Genomic DNA, 22,643 nt, shown 5'->3' with positions numbered 1-22,643 from the left:
GCTATTTCACGATGCCTTCGAGCATGGCCCGAAAGCGCGGCTGCAGGTGTTCGAGTAGCAGTTCGGCCACTGCCGACTCGGTGATGTCGATCTCCATGTCGTGATCGTGGAGGCGCACTCGCAGGCCGCTGCCGTGCTCGCCCACCGAAAAACGCACCCCCTCGCGCAGCAGCTCCCGGGCCTGGGCGACGACGAAATGCGACAGCGTCCCCTCCCGCAGCTCTTCGGGGCGGCGGTGCAGATCCTCGAGGCCGAGCACATCCCGCGGCAGTACGATCTCCACGTCGCTCTCGGCGGCGAGCGGCGTATCCCGGCGCGTGCGCGCGGCAAGCTCGAGGATGAGGCGCTGCAGCAGCTCTTCCTGGGAAAGCGTTTCCGCTACCAGCCAGCGCAGATGCCCGCGAAAGCGATGGGTGAGCGTCGCCTGCATCTCCAGCACGGTGTCTCGGGCGGCGACGCGCAGCGCCTCCCGCGCCGCGCGCTGCAGCCGCTCGGCCTCTTCGAGGGCCCGGCGGCGGATGGCCTCGGCGTTGCGTTCGGCCTGCTCGATCATCCAGCCCGCGCGGCTTTCGGCATCGGCGACGATGCGCCGCGCCTGCTCCCGGCCCTGCTCGACGCCCTCGTCGCGCAGGCGTTCGATCAACGTTTCGACGCCGGAGGACACAGCTTTGCCGGTTGCCTGTTGCTCGCTCATCGCGCTACCTCCACGGCACACTCACTGCTGGGGGATGTCGCCGCCGATGACCAGGGCGAAAATGAAGGCGAACACGCCGAAGCCCTCGACGATGGCCGCCGGCGCAATGGACAGCCCAAATATCTCCGGCTTGCTCTTCGCGCTGTTGATCGCCGAGGCGCAGCAGCTGCCCTGATACACCGCACTCAGTAGCAGCGCCACGCCGGCGAGAATACCGACGGCGAACAGCCCCGGTGCGGTATCGTCGGTGACCGGGCGCTGCAGCGAGAACATCACGACGATGCCGTAGACGCTCTGCGAGGAGGGCATCGCCGTGAGCCCGATAAAGCGTCCGTGCCCGGATTCGGTTTCGAGCAGGGCGCCGATGGCCGCCTGGCCGGCGATGGCACAGCCGATGACACTGCCGATGGCACCGAGTGCCATCGGCCCGTACAAGCCTGCCCAGCCGAGGGCGACGATCAATTGCTCCACTGTCCGGTCTCCGTTTTCACAAAGGGCTTGAAGGGATAGCCTTCCTCCGATATCCCCCAGTTGTAGAACTCGATAACGTTGAGTCGTAGGCCGTGGACCACGCCGCTGACCACGGCGAGCACGAAGTTGAGCGCGTGGCCGGCAACGAGGATCAGCACGAACAACAGCACCCCGAACTCGGGCACGGCGGTCGCCGCTTCGACGGCGAGCCGGTTGAAGGTCACCGCAAGCGAGGCGGTGGCAAGCCCTAGGGCGAACAGCCGCAGGTAGCTCAGCACATCTCCGAAGGCCTTGGTGCTGCGGGTAAGACCATAAAGACCGCCTCCAGCGCGCCACAGCAGATCCAGCGGCCGGCGGATCGGCCGGGTGTCGCTGAACACTGCCACGGCCGCGAGTCCGAGGGCGAGGGCCAAGCCGCCACCGGGCACCTCGAAATAGATCAGCGTAGCTGCTATCAGGGCGACGATCCAGCCGAGCGGCGCGAGCGCCGCGCTGTGTCGGCGGTGCTGCCAGGCAACGATGGCGTTGGCGATGATGAGATGGGCGAGTCCTACGGCCACGGAGAGCTGCATCATCTGCCCGAAATCGTTTACATCGAAGAGTTTCAGTCGCCCCAGCCAGCTTTGCGGCGGCGGCGCCCAGCCGAAATAGCTCCCGCTTGCCACACCGTAGGCAAGCGAGCAGGCGACCAGGGCGAAGCCCATATTGCGCAGCCGCCGCCCGCTGCGGCTGCGTGCGAGCCGCGGCGCGGTGAGCAGCAGCACCGCGGCGAGCCCGAGCGCATAGCCGGCATCGGCGAGAATCATGGCGAAGAACACGGCGAAAGAGAAGAAAATCACCCGCGACGGGTCCCAGCTACGATAGCCGGGCATCTGGTAGAAGCGCACCACCTCCTCACCGCCAGCGGTGCGCTCGTCGTTGGCGAGCAGTGTGGGCGGCTCGGCCTCGGGGGTTACCGGCTCGTCGAGCAGGACCGCGCCTTCGCGCTCGGCGAGCGCGCGAATGTCCGGCAGCACGGTTGCCGGTGCCCAGCCCTGGACGGCGAAGACGGCATCGTCGTCCCAGGTGATACGCTGCGCCTGCGCCAGGCTCGCGGCATCCTCGGCGCGGGCGAGATCGCGGTGCAGTCGATGGATCCAGCGGGTCAACGCCTCGCGCTCGGCGGCGAGTTCGTCGAGGCGCACGTTGAGGCTCTGGAGCTCGGCGCGCAGCGCCGGGCGCGGCACGCTGCCCGTGTGGGTGCGCGGTACTGGCATGGCGTCGGCCGGCGGCTCGTCGCGGGCAATGACGGCGATGTAGCTGTTGCGATTGTCGCGATGTACCTCCTGCCAGGGTAGGGTCACCGCGGCGAGCTGGCGGCGCTTGTAGTTCGGCACCTCGTAGAACCACAGCCGGTGGTCGGCGAGCTCGGTGAGCGGGGGAAACTCGAAGTCTCCCCAAGGTTTGAGGTCATCGAGGCGGCGCCGGACGAACTCGATGCTGTCCTCCACGTCGCGACTCAAGCGCTGGTTCTCTAGTGCCTGATGGACGATGGTCTGGCGGTCGAAACCTGCATCGTCGGGTACCTGATGGCGTTTCACCGGGCAGCCGAGCAGGTATAGAAGCGCCTTGTGTGGCGCTCCGGGACTCGGGGTATCGGAATCCGGCTCGCCGCCGGCGCCCAGGGCGATGAGATGCAAGACCCCGAGCGTTTGCAGCGCGGTCAGTACCGCCTCCTTGTCGCCGCGGCTGCCAATGAGGCTGACCCGGCGCAGCGCCACGATGCTCATAGGATCTCCGTCTGCGCGCGCTTGCCTTTGGCGAGCTTGGCGCGCACCACCGCCGAGCGCTCGCCGTCGGCGAGGTGGATGCGAATGCGGCGGATGTTTTCCCGAGTGCGCGGGATGAGCACCTTGTCGAACAAATTGACTCGCTGGGTGACCCGAGTGACCGCCCGGGCGAGGCGACGCAGGCGCTCGCGCTGCACCTCAAGGCGCAAGGTGAGCTCCAGCGCCGCGGCCAGCTCTTCGGCATAGCGCTCTAGCCAATGCGGTGTGGTAAGCGTGGGGTAGTCGGCGCGCTCGAGCTCGACGCCTTCAAGAATGGGCAGATGCGCGCCGAGCAGGTTGTGCTCACGCAGGCGCACGTCGGTAATCCGCACAAGATCCTCGAGGTCGACGGTGCCATCCCCGGCCATGGGTAGGTGTTCACGCACTCGGGCGGTGAGCGCGGCGAGTGCCGCTTCGGTGGCACGTACCTCGGCGCGCTCGCGGCTGCGTTCGGCGATGAGCTGACGGCGCTTGAGATCGAGCGACGGCAGGATACGCTGAAAGCGCGTGAGCTGCGCCTGCTCGCGATGCAGTGCCGTCTTGTTGAGCGACAATCGGGCCACGGCGGCTCCTTACGGCGCTGCGTGCTCGACGACAGCCGCGATGCCGTTGCCCCGTGCCCGGCTGTGCCCATCCGGCTGCGGAAAATACTTGTCGATCAGAGTCTGTTTCATGACCAGCTCCTCGGCCCGGAAGCACTCGGCGAGCGTCTGCCAGCCAAGATCCAGCGCCTGCTCCAGCGACATGGCGACGTCGACATCCATAAAGCGCGCCTCGAACAGCTCACCGAAGCGCAGCAGTTTCTCGTCGAAGGCGGAGAGCTCAAAGGCCATGGCGCGCTTTTGCTCGGCATCCCGCGCTCCCGCGTAGAGCCGGATCATGGTATTCATGAGCGCGCCGTGGTCCTCCCGGGTTGCCTTGCCGACCACGTGTTGCTTGAGCCGCGACAGCGAGCCGAAGGGGTCGATGCGTCCGCCTCGCAGATAGAACTGCCCCTCGGTGATGTAGCCGGTGTTGTCCGGCACCGGGTGGGTAACATCGTCGCCGGGCATGGTGGTGACGCTCAACACCGTGACCGAACCGGCGCCGTGGAAATCGCAGGCCTTCTCGTAGCGACGTGCGAGCTGGGAGTAGAGATCGCCCATGTGGCCGCGGTTGGAGGGCACTCGCTCCATGCTGATGCCCACCTCCTTGATGGCGTCGGCGAAGGCGGTCATGTCGGTGAGCAACACCAGCACGCGTTTGCCTTCCTCCACGGCGAAGCGTTCGGCCACCGCCAGGGCCATGTCCGGCACCAGCAGGCGCTCGACCACCGAGTCCGAGGCAAGATTGACGAACATCACTGTATGCGCGAACACGCCGGCGTCCAGGAAACGCTGGCGGAAGTAGTGATAGTCGTCAAAGATCAGTCCCATGCCGCCGAACACCACCACATCGGCATCGGCGTGGATGGCGATGCGCGCGAGCAGCGCATTGTAGGGCTCGCCGGCGACCGAGAAGATCGGGATTTTCTGGCTCTCCACCAGCGAGTTGAACACGTCGATCATGGGCACATCGGTGCGGATCATGCGCGTTGGCATCACCCGGCGCATGGGATTCACCGACGGGCCGCCGATCGCCACCTTGCGGTCTTCGGTGAGCGCGGGGCCGCGGTCGATGGGCTCACCGGTGCTGGAAAACGCCCGCCCGAGGACGTTCTGCGAACAGGTCACCCGCATGGGATGGCCGAGAAAGCGGATCGAGGCCTCAGTGGTGAGCCCCGCAGTGCCGCCGAAGACCTGCAGCGAGACCACCTCGCCGTCGATGCGGATCACCTGAGCGAGCATCGTCTCGCCGTTCGCCTTGCGCAGACTCGCGAGATCGCGGAAACGCGCCGGCGTGGGCTGTCCCGCACGGCCCTGGGGCACTCGCACCCGCACGATGCCGCCGACGATGCTGAGGATATTGCGGTAGTGGCTGAGCAGTTGGGTCATCTCGCACCACGGCTCTTATTCGTCCCCGTCGGTTGGGGACCGATCCAGCGCCAGGCCGCGGCCTCCTGATCCGCCGGGCACACCCGCATGTCGATATCGGTGAAAGCCGGGTTCATAGTTTCGATGATCTCCGCCATCCAGGTCAGCGCGCCGCCGATGGCGTAACGCCCGACTTTCTGCAAGGCGGCGAGCTTCATCGACACCAGACCGCTTTGCATAAAAATTTTCGGATCGATACCGGCGAAATGCCGGATGCGGTTGAGGAGGCGAACGCGGTCGTGTTTCACCAGGAAGGAGTTGAACTTCGCGGTGACGTCGGGCATCTCGGGAGCGGCAGTCACGTCATTGATCTCGAAAGCAAGGACATCGTCAGCTGTCGTCGGTAGAAACCGCACCGCCGGGGGCACGCTTGTCGGAGGCTTCGTGGCCTCGGCCGCCCATTGCAGTGCCATCGCTCTTTGCGCGCTCGGAAACAGCTGCATCGGCCGTGCCGGAAATAGCGGCTGCAGAAAGTCGATGAGCGCCTGCGGCCATTGCTTGTCGGAGACGAGTGCATAGCGGGTGAATCGATCGAGGCGTCCGAACAGCTCGAGATCGGCTTTGACGCCGGCAAACAGCGCCTCGGCACTGACATCCGCCAGCTCGGAGAAGTCCACCCAGAGCCCGATGCGTTCATGACGCGCGAGCTTCTCCTTGAGTGCGGTTCGGTACTGTTCGATGTCATCGGCGGTTAAGATCCCGCTGATGGTGATGGCAAGCACCTGTTCCGATGCGGTGGTCATTTTAAATGCAATCCTTATCTGAAAACGCCTCAGCCTAGCTCCAACTCTACTCGAACGGTGCCCGGATCTCCTGGTATCGGATGCTGCCGGAAGCCAAGCGTTTTGCACAAGTGCAGCATAATCGTGTTCTACCGCAGCATCTCGCCGAAAACCAGTCGCGTTCCGCGGCGGCGGCAGTAATCGATGATGCGGCGCATGAGCCGCCGCCCCTACCCCCTGCCCATTATGTCGTGGCGAACGGTGATGGTGTACTCGGCCTGCTCATTATTGGGATCGGTGACGATTCGAGCCACACTGTAGCTCTCGGTCTGACTGGCGATGCCCGGATCGGCCAAAACAAGGGCCATCTCCCGATCATAATCGATCTGAGTGAACTGCGCGGCCATCATGTGCGAGAGAACTTTCAGCGGCATGAGGAAGCGCAGTCGGGTCTCCTTCGGGGTAAGTCTGGTAAAGCCCTTCTGCAGCGCCGGTGCGTCTTCGAGCCGGATGGGCCGCAGCAGCAGCTTGGGGCCCTCGCCGACCGGTATCTCCTCCTCGAACTCCTTCAGGTGGGGGCGGATGGCGAGCCGATTCGAGTGGGTTGCACAGCTTCTTCGCACCCGCATACGGACATCAAGCGCCACCACGCCGTAATCGTCCGCGCAAGCGGAGCAGCCCGGATAAACGGGCACGAGTGATAGCTTGAGCCCCGTGCCGGGTGTGGCTTTAATCTGCAAGTGGCGTGAGGCAGAGCGTTCCGAATCGGGGCTGCCGTCCTGGAACAGCAGCCCCCGATCGTGCATCGTTAGTTCGTAGCGGTCCTCGCGGGGCGGCGGCGGTTGCCGCGCGGACGGGTGCTGCGGCCGGGTCCGTCGCCATTGTTCGCGTAGGCGCTTTGGGACGGCCTGCGGCGCGCTCGGTTGGGCTGGGGGCGGGTCGGATTCAAGCTCGGAGCCTCATTGGCGGCTACCGGCTCGAAGCCCTCGATCACGGTGCAGGGCAGGCGGCGGCCGAGCAGCCGCTCGATGTTGGCGAGGTGCTTGCGCTCATCGGCGCTCACGAGAGACACCGCTTGCCCCTGGCTGCCGGCCCGGCCGGTACGCCCGATGCGGTGGACGTAGTCCTCGGCAATATTCGATAGCTCGTAGTTGACGACGTGCGGCAGTGCCTCGATGTCGAGACCGCGCGCGGCGATGTCGGTGGCCACCAGCACGCGCACCCGCCCCCGTTTGAAATCCTGCAGTGCCTTGGTGCGGGCGCTTTGGCTCTTACTGCTGTGGATGGCGGTGGCGTTCAGGCCATCGCGGTCAAGCTGCGTTGCCAGGCGGTTGGCGCCGTGTTTGGTGCGCGTGAATACCAGCACCTGAGACCATTTCCCATTACCGATGAGGTGCGCAAGCAGTGCGCGCTTGCGGCTCTGGGCGACAGGGTGAACCTTGTGCGTGATGAGCTCGGCGACGCTGTTGCGCGGGGCGGTGTCGACGGACGCTGGATCGTGGAGGATCTGGTCGGCGAGCTTGCGGATTTCCCCGGAGAAAGTCGCGGAGAAGAGCAGGTTTTGGCGCTTTTGCGGCAACGCGGCCATGACTTTGCGGATATCGCGAATAAAGCCCATGTCCAGCATCCGGTCGGCCTCGTCGAGCACGAAAATCTCGACGCGGGAGAGCTCGACGGTCCGCTGCTGCAGATGATCGAGAAGGCGCCCTGGTGTGGCGACCACGACATCGACGCCGCTTCGCAATGCGCTGATCTGGGGGTTGATGCCAACGCCACCGAACACGGCGGTGGAGCGCAGCGGCAGGTGCCGGCCGTAGCTGCGCACGCTCTCGCGCACCTGCGCGGCGAGTTCACGCGTGGGTGTCAGCACCAGCGCGCGCGGCGCCCGATGGCGTGTTGGCACCGCGCTCAGCCGCTGCAGTATGGGCAGCGTGAAGGCGGCGGTTTTACCGGTGCCAGTCTGAGCCGCGGCGAGCAAGTCACGCCCGGCGACGACCAGCGGAATGGCTTGCGCCTGAATGGGCGTGGGCGTGGTGTAGCCTTCAGTGCGTACGGCACGCAGAATATCGGCCGAGAGGCCAAAACAGTCGAACGTCATAGTTTATTGATTCCACCGAACGGCCGCACCCGAGGGGAGCCGCTCAATTGCAGCGAAAAAGTCGTCGAGGAGAGAACCGAGAGCGGAAACGCCGCGACGGCGGGCGGGATCTACGGGCCGAGGCCCGGTTCCCTGTCTCTGCCCGTGGTCCGATTAAGACGGATGCGGCGCGCTTGCGCGAGCAGAAGTAAACAAAGTATGAACGGCCGCGGCATGGGGTACAAGCGCCCGTGTTTCGGCGCGAGACCTGGCGCACGCAAAAGCGGCTAAGGATCCAGTTGGCGGCCCTCGATATAGCTGGTGAGTACCGAAGATATGGGCATCCCTGGGTTTTGTCTGCCCCGTTGAAAGGGTGCGAATACGACCGGTGGTCAATTTGGGTCCACTTCAGTGCTAAAGCCAAACCCTATCAAGTTTGTCAAGTACGCACCGTGATTCTGAAGTATCGGCTAGGAGTCGATGACGATGCATAAGTACGAAAGCGCCGGCCGTTACCATTGCCCCATTCTGCACTTCCTTGCCCGGAGTTAATAAGAAGTTATGGCTTTTCTTCTTAATCTATTGATATTATAGAATTTATTAGTTTGCGTAAGTGCTGTTGCAGGTTATCCCCGTTTTCTCCGAAGATCCATGCCAGGCGCTGGCCTATTCGAGCAGGCGCCAGCCTTGACCTTCAACCTTGCAGAGTGTAAATGCGTTGGGGCCTGTCTGTGAGGTGGTGTGATTGGTTAATGTAACCTTGCGACAAGGAAGATCGTGAGCTTCGAACGTCTTTACTACTCGAATACTGCCGAAGTGCCCCGTGTCAGCATTACGCCACTCCCGCGTTGCGCCGTCCGGCGCGTTTTCCAGCGCGTCGATCGTCGTTTCGACCAGTTGTTGCCAGTCAGAGTCCGAGAGATCCCTGATAAGGGTATTACGCAGAAAGCCCAAGTTCGCCGCCGATGTGGCGCTGCTTACCGCAAGCAAGGCGGCGATCATCGTCATCGTTTTCAAGGGAGTGTTTTTCATTCTCGCTAACCTCGAGAAAATAGGAATATCAGCCGATAGGGTGGGGCGGCGATCGGCTTCTGAGTCTGACAGAAAGGCGTGGCGGCACCCGGGCAAAGCCTCCTGCGGAACCCATCGAATAGCAACACACCCTCGTCTCTGGAGATGGCGGGGTGACACAGGCGTCTTCGGGAGCACCCGTATTGCACCAGAATCGGCCTACGATGAATACTGCTGATTCCGGCGGCCTCGACGAGCCCGATTATTCCAAATATCAACAGCGCTTGGCGCCCCTGAGTCGAAAGCGGCAGAGAGCCGTCAAACTTTTAAAGTTTACCATCTCTAAGTCTCGGACCCATGCATCCTGATTAGCAAGGTGCGGCCAACAATTTAGCCGGTGCCCGGATGTTTGCACCCAAGGTGCTTTGCCACGATCTGCTGGTGCTGCAGCGGCATTTCCCCAAGCTGTGCCTGCACGCCTTGCCAATCGTCGATACGCTTTGCGGGTGCCCAGTTAGCGTTTCAGCTTTGGAAAGATCAATTCCAGGCATTCACCGCACTGCAAGACGAGCCGCCCGAGGAGCTCGTTTGATAGCATTATCTGCTCACACGCGACCCTGCGCTGGGATTGGGGAGTCTGCTTACGCTGGTGCGGCGTGCTTTGCCGCCGGGTATCGAGGAGGTCAAGCAGGCGGCGCTGTGGCTGACAGAAGGCAAAGCCTGCCGCTGGCTTATCTGCTTGCGTAGCTGCGGGTGAGCGGCGGCAATTCGGTGACCCCGCCGTGGGTGCGGCACAATTATTCGTTCGTTCGTTCGTTCGTTCGTTCGTTCGTTCGTTCGTTCGCGAGCTGCTGCGGCAGTTGCGCGATACCCAGGGAACCGGGCGGGATCGTCAGGATTCACGCTGCGTGTTGCTCTACGATGAGGACGGCGTCGAGGAGCAATTCGCCGTCGCCGCGCGTTCGCGCCTGTGGCGGCGGGACATCGCCGGGATACTGCGCAGTTTGCGGCGCTACTCGGCGCGTGTACGAAAAACCCGGAAATCGTCGTGACACCCGGCGAAATTCTCGCGGATAAGCAAGCGGAGATAGCGATCGAGGCCGCGAGTCCCGATGCCGACACCAAGGTGCGTACCGCGCGGCGTCGTTGACGACGAAGATCTGCGTGAACGGTTACTCGCCGATTATCGGCATATTCTCGTCGATGAGTATCAGGACATCGGCGAGCGCCATGGCCGGGCGTCGCCTCCGGGATCGCGACGCCAAGCTCACCTTGTTGGTCGTTGGCCGTTGGCGATGACGACCAGAACATCTATGCCTTCCGCTACGAGGCGGTTACGGACTACCTGGTCGAGAACTATCGATCCAGCGCGAACATCATTGCAGCATCCAACCAGATCATTGCCGGCAATCGCGCCCGCCTCAAAGCGGGGTATCCCATACGAAGCAATCACGCACGTCGCGAAGAGCCCCCCGATGGCGGGGAATGGCAGCGCGCGGCGGATGATGAGCGGCGTTTGTATTACGTCGGTATGACGAGAGTGCGTGAAAGCCTGATCTTGTGCGAAGGCCGCCGGTGCTCGAATCCTTTTACGCGCGTTCTGGAAGGCGATGAAATCGTGCGCCTCTCGATGCCGCTTTTACGCCGGTTCGGCGTACCGAGCGTGCCCGGCGTCATATTGTGTTGAGCCAAAGCAATGTGGATTTGGGCCATGCTGGGTGTTTCGCGGCGAAGCAGCCGGTACATCGTACACTCTCGCAGGTCTCATACGGTGACGAGCTGGCTTTGGTCATTACGGGGGAGCGGCGGGAGTTGCGCACATTGCAGGGTGTCGTCGTCGGTAAGCTGGCGCGCAAGGCGGTCCTGCCGAGCGGGCGGGTTACCCAGGTTACCGTGGAAAGTGTCATGCACTGGAGTCGGCTGCATACCGATCCTGATCACCACCGCCGCTTACGGGTGGATGAATGGTGGATGGTACTGCCGCGGTTGGTTATCAAGCCGGAAGGTGATTTTAAAGGCGGTGAACGAATCTGAGCTTATTTTGTTATGTAATAGAATTCATTATTATGAAATATGTTGTTATTTTATAAACAATATTGTCTGGTGGATGGTTGGCTTTTCCACCGGGGCACTCCTAGTATTTAAAAATAAATTTTTTTAAAAACAGTTTCATATAAATTAATTCGGTTTTTATTTCGCCATTGGCACGCGATCTGCTTTTATCTAAGCAACGAGAGCGAAACGGCTTTCGGGGCGAAAGAGCCAGAGCATTATTCAATCGAGCGTGATTTTAGGAGAGCAAGACCATGGCGAGCATTATGATCCGTGACCTGAGCATGACCGAGACCTTGGACCGGCAGGCGAGCCTGCACGTGAAGGGCGGCTGGTACGGTGGCTACCTCATGCCCCATCTACGCTACCCGAGCAGCATCAGCAAGAAGTTCACCAATCAGATTCAGGTGGCCAAGGTCAACAATACGGCAGTGGGGATCGGTGGTCCGAACACCTTCAACCTCAACGGGGTCATCGTCCAGAGCCAGAGCGCCTGAGCCGTCAGGCTCAGAGAGCTAACGACACGGCGGGAGCAGACAGCTCTCGCCGTGTTTCATTGTAAAAAGATTTTGGTGTATTGAAATTCTTCTGCTGGCTCAGTAGGTAGTGAGCCGTCTGAATGGTTGACCAGCTTGAATCAACCTGAAAGCATCCTGTTATAGGCACCTTTTAAGTTGTGCGTAACGAGATGTCTCGAACGACGGCCGGTGGGTTATTTGTCAGCTGCGCCACGCGTGGCGGCGTCGGCTTGAAATCCCTCCGGCACTTTGCCGCGCACCAGATAGGCGAAGGCAATCAGTTCAGCCACCGCGTGGTAGAGCAGTTCGGGTATCTCCTGGTCGAGTTCGATTTGGGCGAGCACCTGCACCAGATCTCGATTTGGGTAAAGCGGGATATCGTGCGCCTGCGCCAATCGGATGATCTCTTCGGCCAGCGCGCCGTGGCCTTGGGCGGTGACCCGCGGCGCGCCGTGGCCAGTATACTCCAGCGCGACGGCAAGGCGTCGGTCATGCTCGATCATGCGGCCGCCTGCACCCGATTCATGCGGTTTCATGAACCAATCCTCCTCGGGGACGCGTGGTGTCGGTGGGATCGTGCGGGGCTGGGGCGCGGTGGCAACGTATCGAAGCGACCTCTAGATCAAGCGCCTGCAGTTGATCGACAAGTACTGGGCGAGCGACTTCCAGGGCGGTGGCGAGGCGAGGCTGCTCGGTCCACCAGGTGACGGTTGCGCGCCGCCCTACGATGTGCAGCCGTGCCGCAAGCGCCTCGTTGCCGGCGAAACGAAACCGTAGGCTTACTTCCCAGCCGGTTTTTTCCACGCCTGACTCGCGCTTGCTCGTAGTTTCGCGCTCCGCTGCTTCCTGGCGAATCCGCAGATACAATTCGTCGGTGTCGTTGCCGTGAGCCAGTGGGATTTGCAAGGCGAGATCCACTCGAGCGGGGCTCTCCGTGGGTTGCAGTTGCAACAGATGCAACCGGGCAAGCGCCCCTTCAGCCTGGTGCAGTAGATTATTCAATAACCCCGGTTGGCTATTCAGGCCGGTATCCGTTGCTGCCGCCGGGCCGGCGGCGGGATTGCTGCGGAGCTGGGCGATTACCCGCAGCAGCGCCACCTTGAAATCCGCTTGCGCGATTTGTCCAGCCGCCTGGGGGTAGCGCGGCAACAGCCACTCTAGCAAAATCCCCGAATCCCTCAGGGTCACGCGCACGCCATCGGCCTGCTGCAAACGGGCACTGGGAGCGAGCCGGGCAAGCAGCGCGTCGATGCTCTGACGTTGCTCGACCGAGAGCCCACCCCAGTTCTGCTGTGGCTGCACGCGCAGCGCACGCAATGTCGCCAACAACGTGCCGAGATTTTCTTGCCGGGGAATGGCTTGGCGCAGCAACGCTATCGCCGCGGGGCTCGTGGGCGCTCCTCGGCGGGTCAGTATTTCCAGTGCCGCTCCGCTGGCCGTATTCACCAAGCGCACGGTGAGTTGCTCGCCGGCGTGCAGCCCAAGCTGGCCAGCCACCGGCAGGCGTGTCCGGCCGATTGTCATCAGCAACTGCCCAGCGGCATCGGTGTGCACCCGCGCGCGGACGGTGTGGCCCGCGCGCAGCGCCGCCGGTAATCGGTCCGACGAAGGCAGCGGCAGTAGAACGCCGGAGGTAGCAGGGCCTACCGGGCGCAACGCCATTACCTGCCCCCATGCGTTTGCATCACGTTCGGTTGCCCTGGCTGGCACGGGGCCGATAGCCGGAACCGGCTACCGGCTCGCCGATTACGATCGTAACGAAGCGAAGGAGCGAACCCAGCTGCCGCTATCGCGTAGCGCGCGGGGTAGCCGGCGCAAAGCATTTCGGGCCGCCTCGCGCGAGGGGTAGTCACCGGTAATGAGAACATGCCAGGCTCGCCCTTGGTGTCGAGCTTGCACGACATGGGCTTTGTCCTCCACCCGCGGATGTTGTTCTAAAAATCGCTCCAGTGTCTGTTTCTGATGGCCGGCGATAAGCTGAATCGTGTAATGATTACCCGCTCGGTTGGCCAACCAATCTTCCTGCCATTTCGACGCAGCACTTGGTGTCGGGCTGCGCATCGTCACCTTGGTAGGATTCGCGGCCTCAGTCTTAGTCTCAGCGGCCAGGGCGCTGAGTTCGGAGTGCTTGTCAGCCGGATTTCCCGGTTTCTCCGGGGGTGCGCTTGGAGTCCTCGCCGAGCCGAGCGTATTCAAAGCCACGGACGGCGCTTGCTGCAACGGCGAGCCGGCAGTCGACGAGTCGGCCTGCAGTGCGGCTTGTTCCGACTCGGGATCGGCCTTTTGTGCAACTGTCGGAGCGGGTGAATTTGGGGCCGAGCTTACCCTGGGCGTTGGCGCTACATCCGGTGCTGATGGGCTTTCCGGTCTCGGGGTGAGCGGTTGGTCGGAGAGCGTTTCCGCCTCATCCGCGCCTAGTTCGCCGGTCTGAGCTAGGGAGGTGGCCGGGGCGTCGTCCGGGTGGGACGGCAAAGCCAATAGTATACCCTCCGTAGACTCCGTGGCTGTTGTTGGTCCGCTAAGATGGCGGGTCAACAGCAGTCCGCCGACTAATAGAATCGCCGCGGCGGCAACGCCGGCATAGAGCCGCCGTGAGCGCAGGAGCGCCGGGCGAGCGGAGCTGCGTTTGCGAGCAGTATCGGTGAGAAGACTGATCGTTGCCTGATTGATGTGTGCGGCAATGCCCCCGGTTTGCTCGTGAATTTGTTGTTTCTGCTGGGCCGAGAGCAGCTCCCCCGTGTACTCGCCGGCAGCGGCGAGACTCTGATCGAGATAGCTGGCTGTTTGCTCCTCGGTGAAAGGGGGCAGGACGATTTCACTGCGCTCGTTTTGTTCGGCGATCGTTGCCGTAAGTTGGCGCAGCATGCTGTCCGACTCGGTCGGGGCTGCAAGCAGGATCGGCAGTCGGGCACCGGCCTTGGTAAGCGCCTCGCGGAGCAAGAGCAAGCCCTTGAGCATGTTTTCTTCAAGGCGGTGGGCGTCGTCGATTAGCAACGCCGGTCGATAGCCCGATGCCTCCGCTTGGCGAAGCCGGGCCGCCAGGGTATCGGGGTCGTGCGCGACCTCAGAAGCCCCCATCCGCATGGCAAGCATCTTTACGATGTTCGAGACGTGTAGCTGCGGTAAGCCGTCGAGCATGCAGCAATCGAGTTCGTCGGGGTCTGTTGTCGCGATTTGGCGCAAAAACGCGGTTCGACCGACGCCAGCCGGGCCACTGAGGATGATCACTCGATTACTGCTCTGCAGCAGGTGCACGGCTAAGTTACGTGCGGCCTCGATATCCGCGTCTTCGAACTGGAAGTTTTCAGCGGTGAAGGGCGGATGAAGTAGTCCGAGCTGGGTGAGTTGCTGCTCGTCGAAGGAAAGGGGATTGCTGGCGTGGCTCATGCCGTTGGACCCCATAGGCTGATAAATTAGCCGAAACGATACCATATCGATAAAGGTTGCTTGACACCTTTTCGGGTGCTGCTTAGGATTACCCGCTCCCGGAAAATACCGTCCCCATCGTCTAGCTGGCCTAGGACACCACCCTTTCAAGGTGGCGACACGGGTTCGAATCCCGTTGGGGACGCCAATAAAAACAGAGCCTTGCTGAGATAACCTCTAAATCTTGCCAGCTTTTCTCAATATACCGACTTAGATTTTGTTTGGCCACGAAAAAGTTCAGGGCATACGGCTAAGCTTTGTCCATGGCGGTTTGATCTGCTAACCGCCATGCAGCTACGGCTTGTCAGCATTTGTGTCAGCTAAGCGTTCCGCGCAAAGCGGCGCCGTCCTCGTCGATATCGTATGTCACTCATGGCTGTACTTTCTTAATTGGCTGCGCAGTCGGCCGAGCATTACATCGTTGGGGGCCTGCTCCAGGGCTTCGTCAACAACGGCACGGGCTTCGCGTAGCTGGCCGGCGTTTTGCAAGGCCATCGCATACACATAGCTATAGTGCGCATTAGCCGGCGCCAGATCGGCGGCTTGCCGTAACGAAACCAACGCCGCAGGTAGGTCCTCTTGCCGAACCAGTAGCAGACCTAGACTATAACGTAGGTCGGCGGCTTGGGGGAGTCGCCTAATTCCAGAGCGCAGCACTTGCTCGCCCTTGCTGTCCTGATCCATGCGGCGAAACAGATCGGCCAAATTCACATAGGCGGGCACCCAACTGGGATCGAGATCGATCGCCAAACGGTAGGATCGTTCTGCTAACGCCTTTTTCCCTTGCACCGTGTAGAAGTTACCTAGGTTGACGTGGGCCGCCGGATCATCAGCATTAAAAGTCTGTGCCGCCATATAGTCCGCGATGGCCGCTTGCAAGACTTCTCGATCTGCGGCCGGCACCCGCGCCGCTGGAATATCGGCCAGCAGTTCCGCCGCGCTGATGCGCACGACGCGTACCGGATCCTGCAAGAAAAGTCGAATCAGTTGCCAGCGGGTATTCGCCGGTAATGGCCGTAAGCTCTCAAGCGTAGCCAGTCGCACCATCGGGTCGGTGTCGTGCAATGCCGTCGCCAGGGCTTGGAAAGATTCCGGATTCAGCCAGTTTTGTAGTTCCCGCGCTGCAGTGGCCCGCGCAATCGCCGGTTGATTCATGTCTTGCAGTAAAGCGATCAGTTCGGCCGAGGTATTTTCAGTGTGGCTACGCGCCGCCTGCAGGGCCTTGGCGTAGTTTTGATAGCCGCGGGGATTATGACCGTACCAGTGTCGGATTTTCTCTGCAGACCAGCGTGCCGTCTTGTCCGTATGACACTTGTTGCAAGCATTGGGCGTGCCTAGTCGAGCAGAGAGGTCCGGCCGTGGGATACGCAGGCTGTGGTCCCGTCGGGCATCGATCACCATGAAGTTTTTCGGCGGCATGTGGCAGTCCACACAGTGGGCACCTGCCTTTTGCGGAGTGTGAAAATGATGCTCTCTGGTCTCGTAGGCTTCAGTCCTATGGCATTGCAGGCATACGCCATTATCCGGTTTGCGTAGTTTTAGGCCATGCGGTTCATGGCAGTCGCTGCAGGTGACACCGGCCTGATACATGCGGCTTTGAATGAAGGACCCGTATTCATAGACCTCGCCGTCGATCTGACCGTCGGAGTGGTAATTGCCCTCGTCGAGTAAGGACGGCAAGAAGCTGTCCATCAGCGGTTGTCCCGTCCGGTCATCCTCGAACAGTTGCGCGCGCCGTGAGTGGCAGGCGGCACAGACCTGAATTTCGGTGTCGATGGTGCGCGGTGCGCTGCGTACCGATTGGCCGGTTTTGGCATCATGCGTCCAGCGAATATTTCTCCGTTCACCGAACCGATGAGTCAGGCCTTTTTTGTCCGCCTCCGCCCCCTTCTGCACGTGCGCTTTATTTGCCCAGATCACATGTTTCGCTCCCGGTCCATGGCAGGCTTCGCAGGATACGTTGATTTCGGACCATGTCGTGCGGTAGACGCGTTGTTGCGGATCATAATTTTTTTCCAAATGCGTTGAGTGACATTCCGCGCACATGAAATTCCAGTTCTGGTGCCGTCCCGTCCAGTGCAGGGCATCACCGTGGGTAATGTTTTTACCCGGATAGAGATGAAACCAGCGCTGTCCGCCTTGCTCGGCGGGGCGGGAGTCCCAGGCAATGCTCAGGGCCTGCAGGCGTCCTCCTGGGAGCTCAACCAGATACTGCTGTAATGGGGATACGCCGAAAGTGTATTTGATTTCAAACGCCTTTAATCGACCATCGGCGTCGTCGGTGCGTACGAAAAATGTGTTCCCGCGTTTGAAAAAAGTGGACGTTGTTTCGGCGTAGCTGAAAGCAATGTTGTTGAAATTGCCCAATACTGTCTTGTCGGTCGCCGGCTGCATGGCAAGGGCGTGGTGCGAGCCTTGCCATAATTCGGTCTGTGCGGCGTGGCACTCACGGCATTTGGCCAGCCCGACATAATCTGCATGATTGCCTGGAGAAGTTCGGGACGCGGACGATGGTGCAAGAGCGGCGGCCCGGGTGGGAAAGGCAAACGCGAGCACCAACAAGAAGTATAGATAATAGACGCAATGGGTGTACCGTAATTTTTTGAAAAATAAGGATATCAATTTTGCTGTCATTTCTGTGGAAAAACGTTTGCCCAGTCGGATTTCATGCTCACGAGGATCCAGCCGCGTGCTTGAGCTTCATCCAGCCCGCGGGCGAGCTTTCCGATGTGTGATGCGCGATCGTAAGCATACTCCCGCTCCGCATCGTCGTGATGCAATATGACCCCGAGACGTGGGCCGCTGCCTGCGGTCACATATTCGAGCATTTCGAAGTCGCCGTCGGAGTTGCCGAAAGCGAGGATGGGGCGTTTGCCGATGAACTTGTAAATACCGACCGGTTTGCCGACCTTGTCGTCGATGAAATCGATCTTTGGGAGCTTGACGATCACGGGCTTGCCGTTGCGGACCTCGTATTTCGCCTTAGCGGAACTGCCGACCACCTGATCGGGTGGGATGCCGTAGACCGCTTGCGTCCACGGACGCATGAAATCGATGTCGCCGCCGGAGACGATGAAGGTTTTAAAGCCGTGGTCGCGCAGGTATTGCAGCAACTCGAGCTGCGGTTGATACACGCACCCCAGGTAGGTTCGGTTGAACTTGGGGTGCGTGGCGCTCTTCAGCCAGTCAGTGACGGTCGCCTTAAACTCCTCGCTCGTCATGCCGGCGTGTGTGACGGCGATGAGTTTCAGAAGCCCCTGCGCGCCCGATGCGGCGACAGCCTTTATATTACCGGCGAGCAGCGACTTAAAAAAGCTGCTCTGAAAGTCTTTCCCAGCCAAAAATAAGCCTGAAAGGAGGAGGCTGTGGAGTGCCCAGCAGCGGCTGGGGGAACGTAATTCGAATAGAGAAAAGAGGAGTTGTATTGCCTATACTTGCTTGCTCTGACTTTTTAGCAAACCACGGATACGGATCCATGCTCGATTATGTCGCCCTGTTCTTGCTGTTCTTCGTGGCGATCGTGCTGTTCTACGGCATCATCGCCATTCACGATATTCCATACGAGATTGCTAAACATCGCAATCATCCCCACCAAGATGCCATTCATGTGGCGGGCTGGATCAGCCTGCTGACCCTGCACATCATCTGGCCCTTTCTTTGGATTTGGGCGACGCTCTATCGGGAGGACCGTGGCTGGGGGTTCAAGGATGGCAAATCCGATCATACCCATCTGGTCAATCTGGAATTGCAGGTCACGCAATTGAGGGTCCGTCTGGATCGGTTCGAAGCACAGCGGTCCAAAGCCGATTCGGAGGTGTAGTCGTGGATATGCTTCTTATCCTGACATATTCTGCTATTTGCGTCGTTATCTTCAAGATCTTCAAGTTGCCGCTGAATAAATGGACGGTGCCCACGGCAGTGCTAGGCGGAGTGATCTTAATCGGCACGCTGATTATGCTGATGAACTACAACCACCCGTATTCTGAGAAGGCCCGTAAATACGCGTTCACGACGCCCATAATTCCGGCGGTCAGAGGGCTCGTGTTGACCGTCGATGCGACACCTAACGAACTGCTGGAAAAAGGGGAGGTGCTGTTCACTTTGGACCCAACGCCGTATCAGGCGGCTGTGGATTCTTTAACGGCGCAGTTGAAATCGGCCAAACTCGACCTTGGTCGCGCTCAACAGCTCTTGCGCCGTAATGCCGGTACTCGCAGGGACCGAGACCTTGCCCAGGCCCGTTATGACGACCTTCGCAATCAACTAATCGCGGCCCGGTATAATTTGAATGAAACCGTTGTCCGAGCGCCCACCGGTGGCTACGTCTCGCAGGTATTTCTGCGCCCCGGGATGATGGCCGTGAATATCCCGTTGCGGCCGTCTATGGTATTCGTGCATCAGGAAGCGAATGCCTATGTCGGCTGGTTTCGCCAGAACAGCCTATTGCGGCTGGAGAAAGGAGACGAAGCCGAGATTGCGTTTGATGGTATCCCCGGCAAAGTTTTTTATGGCGAGGTCGATATCATCTTACCAATCCTGGCGGAAGGACAGTTGCAACCTTCCGGTACCCTGGCGACCGATGCGGCGGATCCGGGGCGGATTCCAGTTCATATCCGTATCACGGATCCGTCATTCGACCAGTATCGTCACCAACTCCCCGCTGGTGCCTATGGTCAGATGGCATTGTACAGCGATCATGTTCATCATGTCGCTATCATGCGCAAAATCCTGCTGCGCATGTCGGCATGGATGAACTATGTGTTCCCATTTCATTGAACCGAATAGAGGGTAAAAAGCCGACGGCTGAAAGCCGGGCAGATTGCTGCATAGCGCGGCCTGAAGGCTCATTGCAAATCGGTTGCAAATCAAACCCCACAGCAGCCACCGCTATGCAGCCGCTGTGGGGGGTGTTTCAATAGGTCATTATTCGCCGACTTTGAGCTTGCCGCCTTTTCCGAGTCCGCCTTCCACTGTCTGTGCCTTATAGTTGCGCAGCGCGCCGACCATCTCATTGTAGGAGTCGGCAAAGGCGGCGGTTATTACCTTGCCTTCCGGTGTTTTGGTAAAACCGCTCGCGCTTCCGTACAGACCGCTACCCCAGCCGGCGCCAAAGACATTGAAATCGAAGTTCTTGGCGCTGCCTACGGCGGATGAAACTTGTACGCCTGAACGATTGTCGACGAGCAGCAATGTGGTGGCCGCCTCATTGGATTTCAGGCCGCCGGCCAGCGAACCGAGGGTGTGGCCAAGTGATCCGAACAGGTTGCCGATGCTGCCGCCGACGCCGCCGGTGCCTGCAGCGGAAAACTGGATGCTCGGGCTCATGGAGTAATCGGCGGATACCATCTGGCCCTTGCCGAAATGGCTGCCCGAGCGCATTTCACCGGATTGTTCCAGGGCGCGTTCCTGCATCATATTGTTCATGGCGCCGCCGCGCTCGACGACCACGAAGCAGTTGGACTGCTGGATCATCATGCGCAAGACTGGCACTGTGCTGCCGAGTGTCGGATATCGACTGTAATAATTGTGCCACCAGGGTGAAGCCGTTCGTCGGGCAATACTCTCGGTTGGCTTACATTGAGGCGCATTGAAGCATCTACTCGGGACCAAGTGTAGCGCCGTGACCGATAAGCAACTGGAAACGTCGACACCGCCTTCTCATCTTGCAGTAACGGCGGGCCGTGTGGTGAATATTCAGCGAGTGGGCGAGAGGGCTCGCGTACGCGCCGAGGTGTTGGGCGCAGTGCCCGATGCCTACATTGCTCTACGCGAGGCGTGCGGCAGCCCTGAGAGCCAGGTATTGCGGCTTTTGAGCCTCAGAGTCGAGGATCTGCTTATCCTGCGCTTTTTGCGCGAAGGCGTAGTTTATGGTTTCCGCACGGCTGTGTCGCGGCTCGTGACCGATCCCGAATACCTCGTATTCGTGCACTACCCGCGGCTTGTCGAGCATGTCTCGGTGCGGCGTGAGCCGAGAACAACCTGCCGCATGCCCTGTCTCGTAGCATATGATGGCAGTGGCCAGCAACCGGGCCTCATGTTGGACGTGAGCACTGCAGGCTGCCGGATCGTTGGCCGATTCGAACGAGAAAAGGCCTCGCCGTCAGCGGGATGCCCAGTGACGGTAACTCTAGCGCTGCCGGGTCAAACCGAACCTTTCCAGGCTCTCGGAGTAGTGCGGCGCCTGGATCGTGAGGGGGCGGACTGGGCTTTAGGTATCGCGTTCGATCACGAGCAGAGGGAGCTGTACGACGCGCTTGAACCCTATCTTTGTCTTGCGCCGCTTCGGTGATGTCTTGGTTCTGAAATCAATTCAGTGGAAGCTCCCTGCGCCGGCGCCGCATTGGGACGAATGGTGGGCGCTCTGTCGCGGTTGGTGATCGAGCCGGATGGCTGTGTTGCCAGCGGCGGATAGCCAGGCGCCTTGTTATATTGTTGCATTATAAAGTTCATTTTAATGTAATTTGTTTTCTAATAAAAAACACAATCAGATGTTAGGCGGTCAACCTGGCTGCTGAGCCATCCCGAATTTTAAAAATAAACTTTTTTAAAAACAGTTTCATATAAATTAATTCGGTTTTTATTTCGCCATTGGCACGCGATCTGCCTTTATCTAAGCAACGAGAGCGAGATGCTCTCGGAGCCAAGACCAGACGAGTTTTTAATCGACGATCGAACGTAACTTTTAGGAGATCAAGACCATGGCGAGCATCATGATCCGTGACCTGAGCATGACCGAGACCTTGGACCGGCAGGCGAGCCTGCACGTGAAGGGCGGCTGGTACGGTGGCTACCTCATGCCCCATCTACGCTACCCGAGCAGCATCAGCAAGAAGTTCACCAATCAGATTCAGGTGGCCAAGGTCAACAATACGGCAGTGGGGATCGGTGGTCCGAACACCTTCAACCTCAACGGGGTCATCGTCCAGAGCCAGAGCGCCTGAGCTAGAAGCCCAGCAACTCACGCGGCGGGGGCCAAGCAGGTCCCCGCTGTTCGATCCACCAACAATAATTGCTGGCGTCTAGTACTACAGCTGAGGGAAAGCCGAGGAATTCCCCATAGTGGATGCTCGAGAAAGCGCCGAAACTCAAGCTTCCAATTACCTCGATCGGTGCCGTTGCTCGCCTAACTGCCAACCTCTGGGCCGCAGCTACGGCTGCAGGCGCTGCTCATCGGTGGTGTGGGCCATCCAGCCTAATCCGCCTGGCTGCTCTGGCATGCGGGTTCACCAGCAAACCTATTGGTTCTCTGGCTCAGTCGCTACAATCGCGGGTAAGCGCCGCTCGCCATAACCGCCATGTCAGAGCGCTCGGACACCGTGGCTGTGATGCGTAGCTAAAAGGTGGTTATTGCATTTGCCCCACAAAAACTGTTTGGCCGATGCTAACGGACCCTCCGGGAGACGAGGGAATGATGATCTTTTTTGCATCGGCACGGACTTTCTCGCGCAGGTCGGCAAAGCCAAAATTGATCACAATTTGAATATTGGAGTTGTTGGTCCCCGTCAGACCGAAGTTGGCGCGCTGAATTAACTGCGAGCCCACGGCTGCACTGTTGATCCAGACGCTGGCCGAACCAGCTGTGGCGGTGTCCATCTGCGGTGCTGTCAACCTCAGCGGTCCTGAAGTGTTCCCCAGTTCCGGTGCCGCCTGTGCAGCGCAGGCCAGTGCGCCCAAAGCGGCACAAATAAACAAGCCCCTTTTCATGACTGTTCCTCTCACGGGTTTTCTTTACGGATCCCAACGCCTCGGTCCTGAGCCTATGGATCTCTATGTTAGACCTATACGTTCCTTGAGCAGGCTTTGTGTTACGGCTTTTCGCTCCCGCCGTTAGACGGGACGCTGTTTGGGGCGG

The 22,643-nt window shown here is 60.2% G+C and carries 25 protein-coding genes and 1 tRNA gene; 10 read left to right on the top strand and 16 right to left on the bottom strand.

Features of this window, described 5'->3' with window-relative positions; translation table 11 throughout:
* Position 1 precedes the first annotated feature (1 nt).
* The 9 genes from NB231_RS03315 to NB231_RS16620 form a co-directional block, all read right to left on the bottom strand.
* Entirely contained in the window at positions 2-694 is a 693-nt protein-coding gene (locus NB231_RS03315) for a hypothetical protein (protein WP_004999736.1), read from the bottom strand.
* Between the two features lie 21 nt (positions 695-715).
* A complete protein-coding gene (locus NB231_RS03310; protein ID WP_004999735.1) occupies positions 716-1,165 on the bottom strand; it encodes an ATP synthase subunit C in 450 nt (149 codons plus the stop codon).
* Positions 1,153-2,934 carry a V-type ATP synthase subunit I gene (locus tag NB231_RS03305; protein WP_004999732.1) on the bottom strand — a complete coding sequence of 594 codons (1,782 nt, stop codon included), beginning with the start codon at positions 2,932-2,934 and terminating at the stop codon, positions 1,153-1,155. The genes NB231_RS03310 and NB231_RS03305 overlap by 13 nt, the downstream gene beginning before the upstream one ends.
* Complete coding sequence (locus NB231_RS03300) at positions 2,931-3,536, bottom strand: V-type ATP synthase subunit D (protein WP_004999731.1); 606 nt, start codon at positions 3,534-3,536, stop codon at positions 2,931-2,933. Before NB231_RS03300 ends, NB231_RS03305 begins: the two co-directional genes overlap by 4 nt.
* Before the next feature lie 9 nt (positions 3,537-3,545).
* Positions 3,546-4,946, bottom strand: a complete 1,401-nt coding sequence (locus tag NB231_RS03295) for a V-type ATP synthase subunit B (protein ID WP_004999729.1) — start codon at positions 4,944-4,946, stop codon at positions 3,546-3,548.
* A complete protein-coding gene (locus NB231_RS03290) occupies positions 4,943-5,728 on the bottom strand; it encodes a SpoIIAA family protein (RefSeq protein ID WP_004999728.1) in 786 nt (261 codons plus the stop codon). The genes NB231_RS03295 and NB231_RS03290 overlap by 4 nt, the downstream gene beginning before the upstream one ends.
* 209 nt (positions 5,729-5,937) lie before the next feature.
* Complete coding sequence (locus NB231_RS03285) at positions 5,938-6,513, bottom strand: hypothetical protein (RefSeq protein WP_004999725.1); 576 nt, start codon at positions 6,511-6,513, stop codon at positions 5,938-5,940.
* A 2-nt stretch (positions 6,514-6,515) separates the two neighbouring features.
* Positions 6,516-7,805 (bottom strand): DEAD/DEAH box helicase, encoded by a 1,290-nt coding sequence (locus NB231_RS03280; protein WP_004999724.1) that lies wholly within the window; start codon positions 7,803-7,805, stop codon positions 6,516-6,518.
* 645 nt (positions 7,806-8,450) lie between these two features.
* Positions 8,451-8,816, bottom strand: a complete 366-nt coding sequence (locus NB231_RS16620; RefSeq protein WP_156776882.1) for a hypothetical protein — start codon at positions 8,814-8,816, stop codon at positions 8,451-8,453.
* Positions 8,817-9,423: 607 nt separating this feature from the next.
* On the opposite strand from NB231_RS16620, the gene NB231_RS19985 reads away from it, so the two are divergent.
* The 5 genes from NB231_RS19985 (at position 9,424) to NB231_RS03255 (ending at position 11,344) form a co-directional block, all read left to right on the top strand.
* Positions 9,424-9,552, top strand: a complete 129-nt coding sequence (locus NB231_RS19985; protein ID WP_004999722.1) for a hypothetical protein — start codon at positions 9,424-9,426, stop codon at positions 9,550-9,552.
* A gap of 25 nt (positions 9,553-9,577) precedes the next feature.
* Positions 9,578-9,847 carry a hypothetical protein gene (locus NB231_RS03270; RefSeq protein WP_004999721.1) on the top strand — a complete coding sequence of 90 codons (270 nt, stop codon included), beginning with the start codon at positions 9,578-9,580 and terminating at the stop codon, positions 9,845-9,847.
* A 230-nt stretch (positions 9,848-10,077) separates the two neighbouring features.
* Positions 10,078-10,482, top strand: a complete 405-nt coding sequence (locus tag NB231_RS03265) for a hypothetical protein (RefSeq protein WP_004999717.1) — start codon at positions 10,078-10,080, stop codon at positions 10,480-10,482.
* Entirely contained in the window at positions 10,476-10,829 is a 354-nt protein-coding gene (locus NB231_RS03260; RefSeq protein ID WP_004999716.1) for a hypothetical protein, read from the top strand. Before NB231_RS03265 ends, NB231_RS03260 begins: the two co-directional genes overlap by 7 nt.
* Positions 10,830-11,101: 272 nt before the next feature.
* Entirely contained in the window at positions 11,102-11,344 is a 243-nt protein-coding gene (locus NB231_RS03255; RefSeq protein ID WP_004999705.1) for a hypothetical protein, read from the top strand.
* 215 nt (positions 11,345-11,559) lie between these two features.
* Here the strand turns inward: NB231_RS03255 and NB231_RS03250 are convergent, their stop codons facing one another.
* The 3 genes from NB231_RS03250 to NB231_RS03240 form a co-directional block, all read right to left on the bottom strand.
* Positions 11,560-11,901, bottom strand: a complete 342-nt coding sequence (locus tag NB231_RS03250) for an EscU/YscU/HrcU family type III secretion system export apparatus switch protein (protein ID WP_004999715.1) — start codon at positions 11,899-11,901, stop codon at positions 11,560-11,562.
* On the bottom strand, positions 11,888-13,027 hold the full coding sequence (locus NB231_RS03245; protein ID WP_004999714.1) for a flagellar hook-length control protein FliK: 1,140 nt from the start codon (positions 13,025-13,027) through the stop codon (positions 11,888-11,890). The genes NB231_RS03250 and NB231_RS03245 overlap by 14 nt, the downstream gene beginning before the upstream one ends.
* Before the next feature lie 84 nt (positions 13,028-13,111).
* Entirely contained in the window at positions 13,112-14,752 is a 1,641-nt protein-coding gene (locus NB231_RS03240; RefSeq protein WP_198007226.1) for an AAA family ATPase, read from the bottom strand.
* A 110-nt stretch (positions 14,753-14,862) separates the two neighbouring features.
* Between NB231_RS03240 and NB231_RS03235 the strand changes: the two genes are divergently transcribed.
* Positions 14,863-14,939 (top strand) — tRNA-Glu (locus NB231_RS03235).
* A 218-nt stretch (positions 14,940-15,157) separates the two neighbouring features.
* Here NB231_RS03235 and NB231_RS03230 read toward each other — a convergent pair.
* The gene (locus NB231_RS03230) at positions 15,158-17,425 is read right to left on the bottom strand and encodes a multiheme c-type cytochrome (protein WP_004999712.1); all 2,268 of its coding nucleotides are present in this window, start codon (positions 17,423-17,425) and stop codon (positions 15,158-15,160) included.
* Entirely contained in the window at positions 17,422-18,132 is a 711-nt protein-coding gene (locus tag NB231_RS03225) for an HAD family hydrolase (protein ID WP_004999711.1), read from the bottom strand. The genes NB231_RS03230 and NB231_RS03225 overlap by 4 nt, the downstream gene beginning before the upstream one ends.
* 134 nt (positions 18,133-18,266) lie before the next feature.
* Between NB231_RS03225 and NB231_RS03220 the strand changes: the two genes are divergently transcribed.
* A complete protein-coding gene (locus NB231_RS03220) occupies positions 18,267-18,611 on the top strand; it encodes a DUF3302 domain-containing protein (RefSeq protein WP_004999709.1) in 345 nt (114 codons plus the stop codon).
* Positions 18,612-18,619: 8 nt separating this feature from the next.
* Positions 18,620-19,567 carry an HlyD family secretion protein gene (locus tag NB231_RS03215; protein ID WP_004999708.1) on the top strand — a complete coding sequence of 316 codons (948 nt, stop codon included), beginning with the start codon at positions 18,620-18,622 and terminating at the stop codon, positions 19,565-19,567.
* Positions 19,568-19,714: 147 nt separating this feature from the next.
* Here the strand turns inward: NB231_RS03215 and NB231_RS03210 are convergent, their stop codons facing one another.
* Positions 19,715-20,266, bottom strand: coding sequence for a CsgG/HfaB family protein (locus NB231_RS03210; protein WP_004999707.1), 552 nt, complete (start codon positions 20,264-20,266; stop codon positions 19,715-19,717).
* Between the two features lie 145 nt (positions 20,267-20,411).
* Here NB231_RS03210 and NB231_RS16615 point away from each other — a divergent pair, with 145 nt between their 5' ends.
* Entirely contained in the window at positions 20,412-21,080 is a 669-nt protein-coding gene (locus NB231_RS16615) for a PilZ domain-containing protein (protein ID WP_198007225.1), read from the top strand.
* A 409-nt stretch (positions 21,081-21,489) separates the two neighbouring features.
* Positions 21,490-21,732 carry a hypothetical protein gene (locus tag NB231_RS03200; RefSeq protein ID WP_004999705.1) on the top strand — a complete coding sequence of 81 codons (243 nt, stop codon included), beginning with the start codon at positions 21,490-21,492 and terminating at the stop codon, positions 21,730-21,732.
* Positions 21,733-22,135: 403 nt separating this feature from the next.
* On the opposite strand, the gene NB231_RS03195 is transcribed toward NB231_RS03200, so the two are convergent.
* The gene (locus NB231_RS03195) at positions 22,136-22,495 is read right to left on the bottom strand and encodes a hypothetical protein (protein WP_040661694.1); all 360 of its coding nucleotides are present in this window, start codon (positions 22,493-22,495) and stop codon (positions 22,136-22,138) included.
* Between the last annotated feature and the right edge of the window lie 148 nt (positions 22,496-22,643).

This window comes from Nitrococcus mobilis Nb-231 (assembly GCF_000153205.1).
GTDB classification, from domain to species: Bacteria; Pseudomonadota; Gammaproteobacteria; order Nitrococcales; family Nitrococcaceae; genus Nitrococcus; species Nitrococcus mobilis.
The sequence above is the reverse complement of the archived record's forward strand: the minus strand, read 5'-3'. Positions and strand labels throughout refer to the sequence as shown.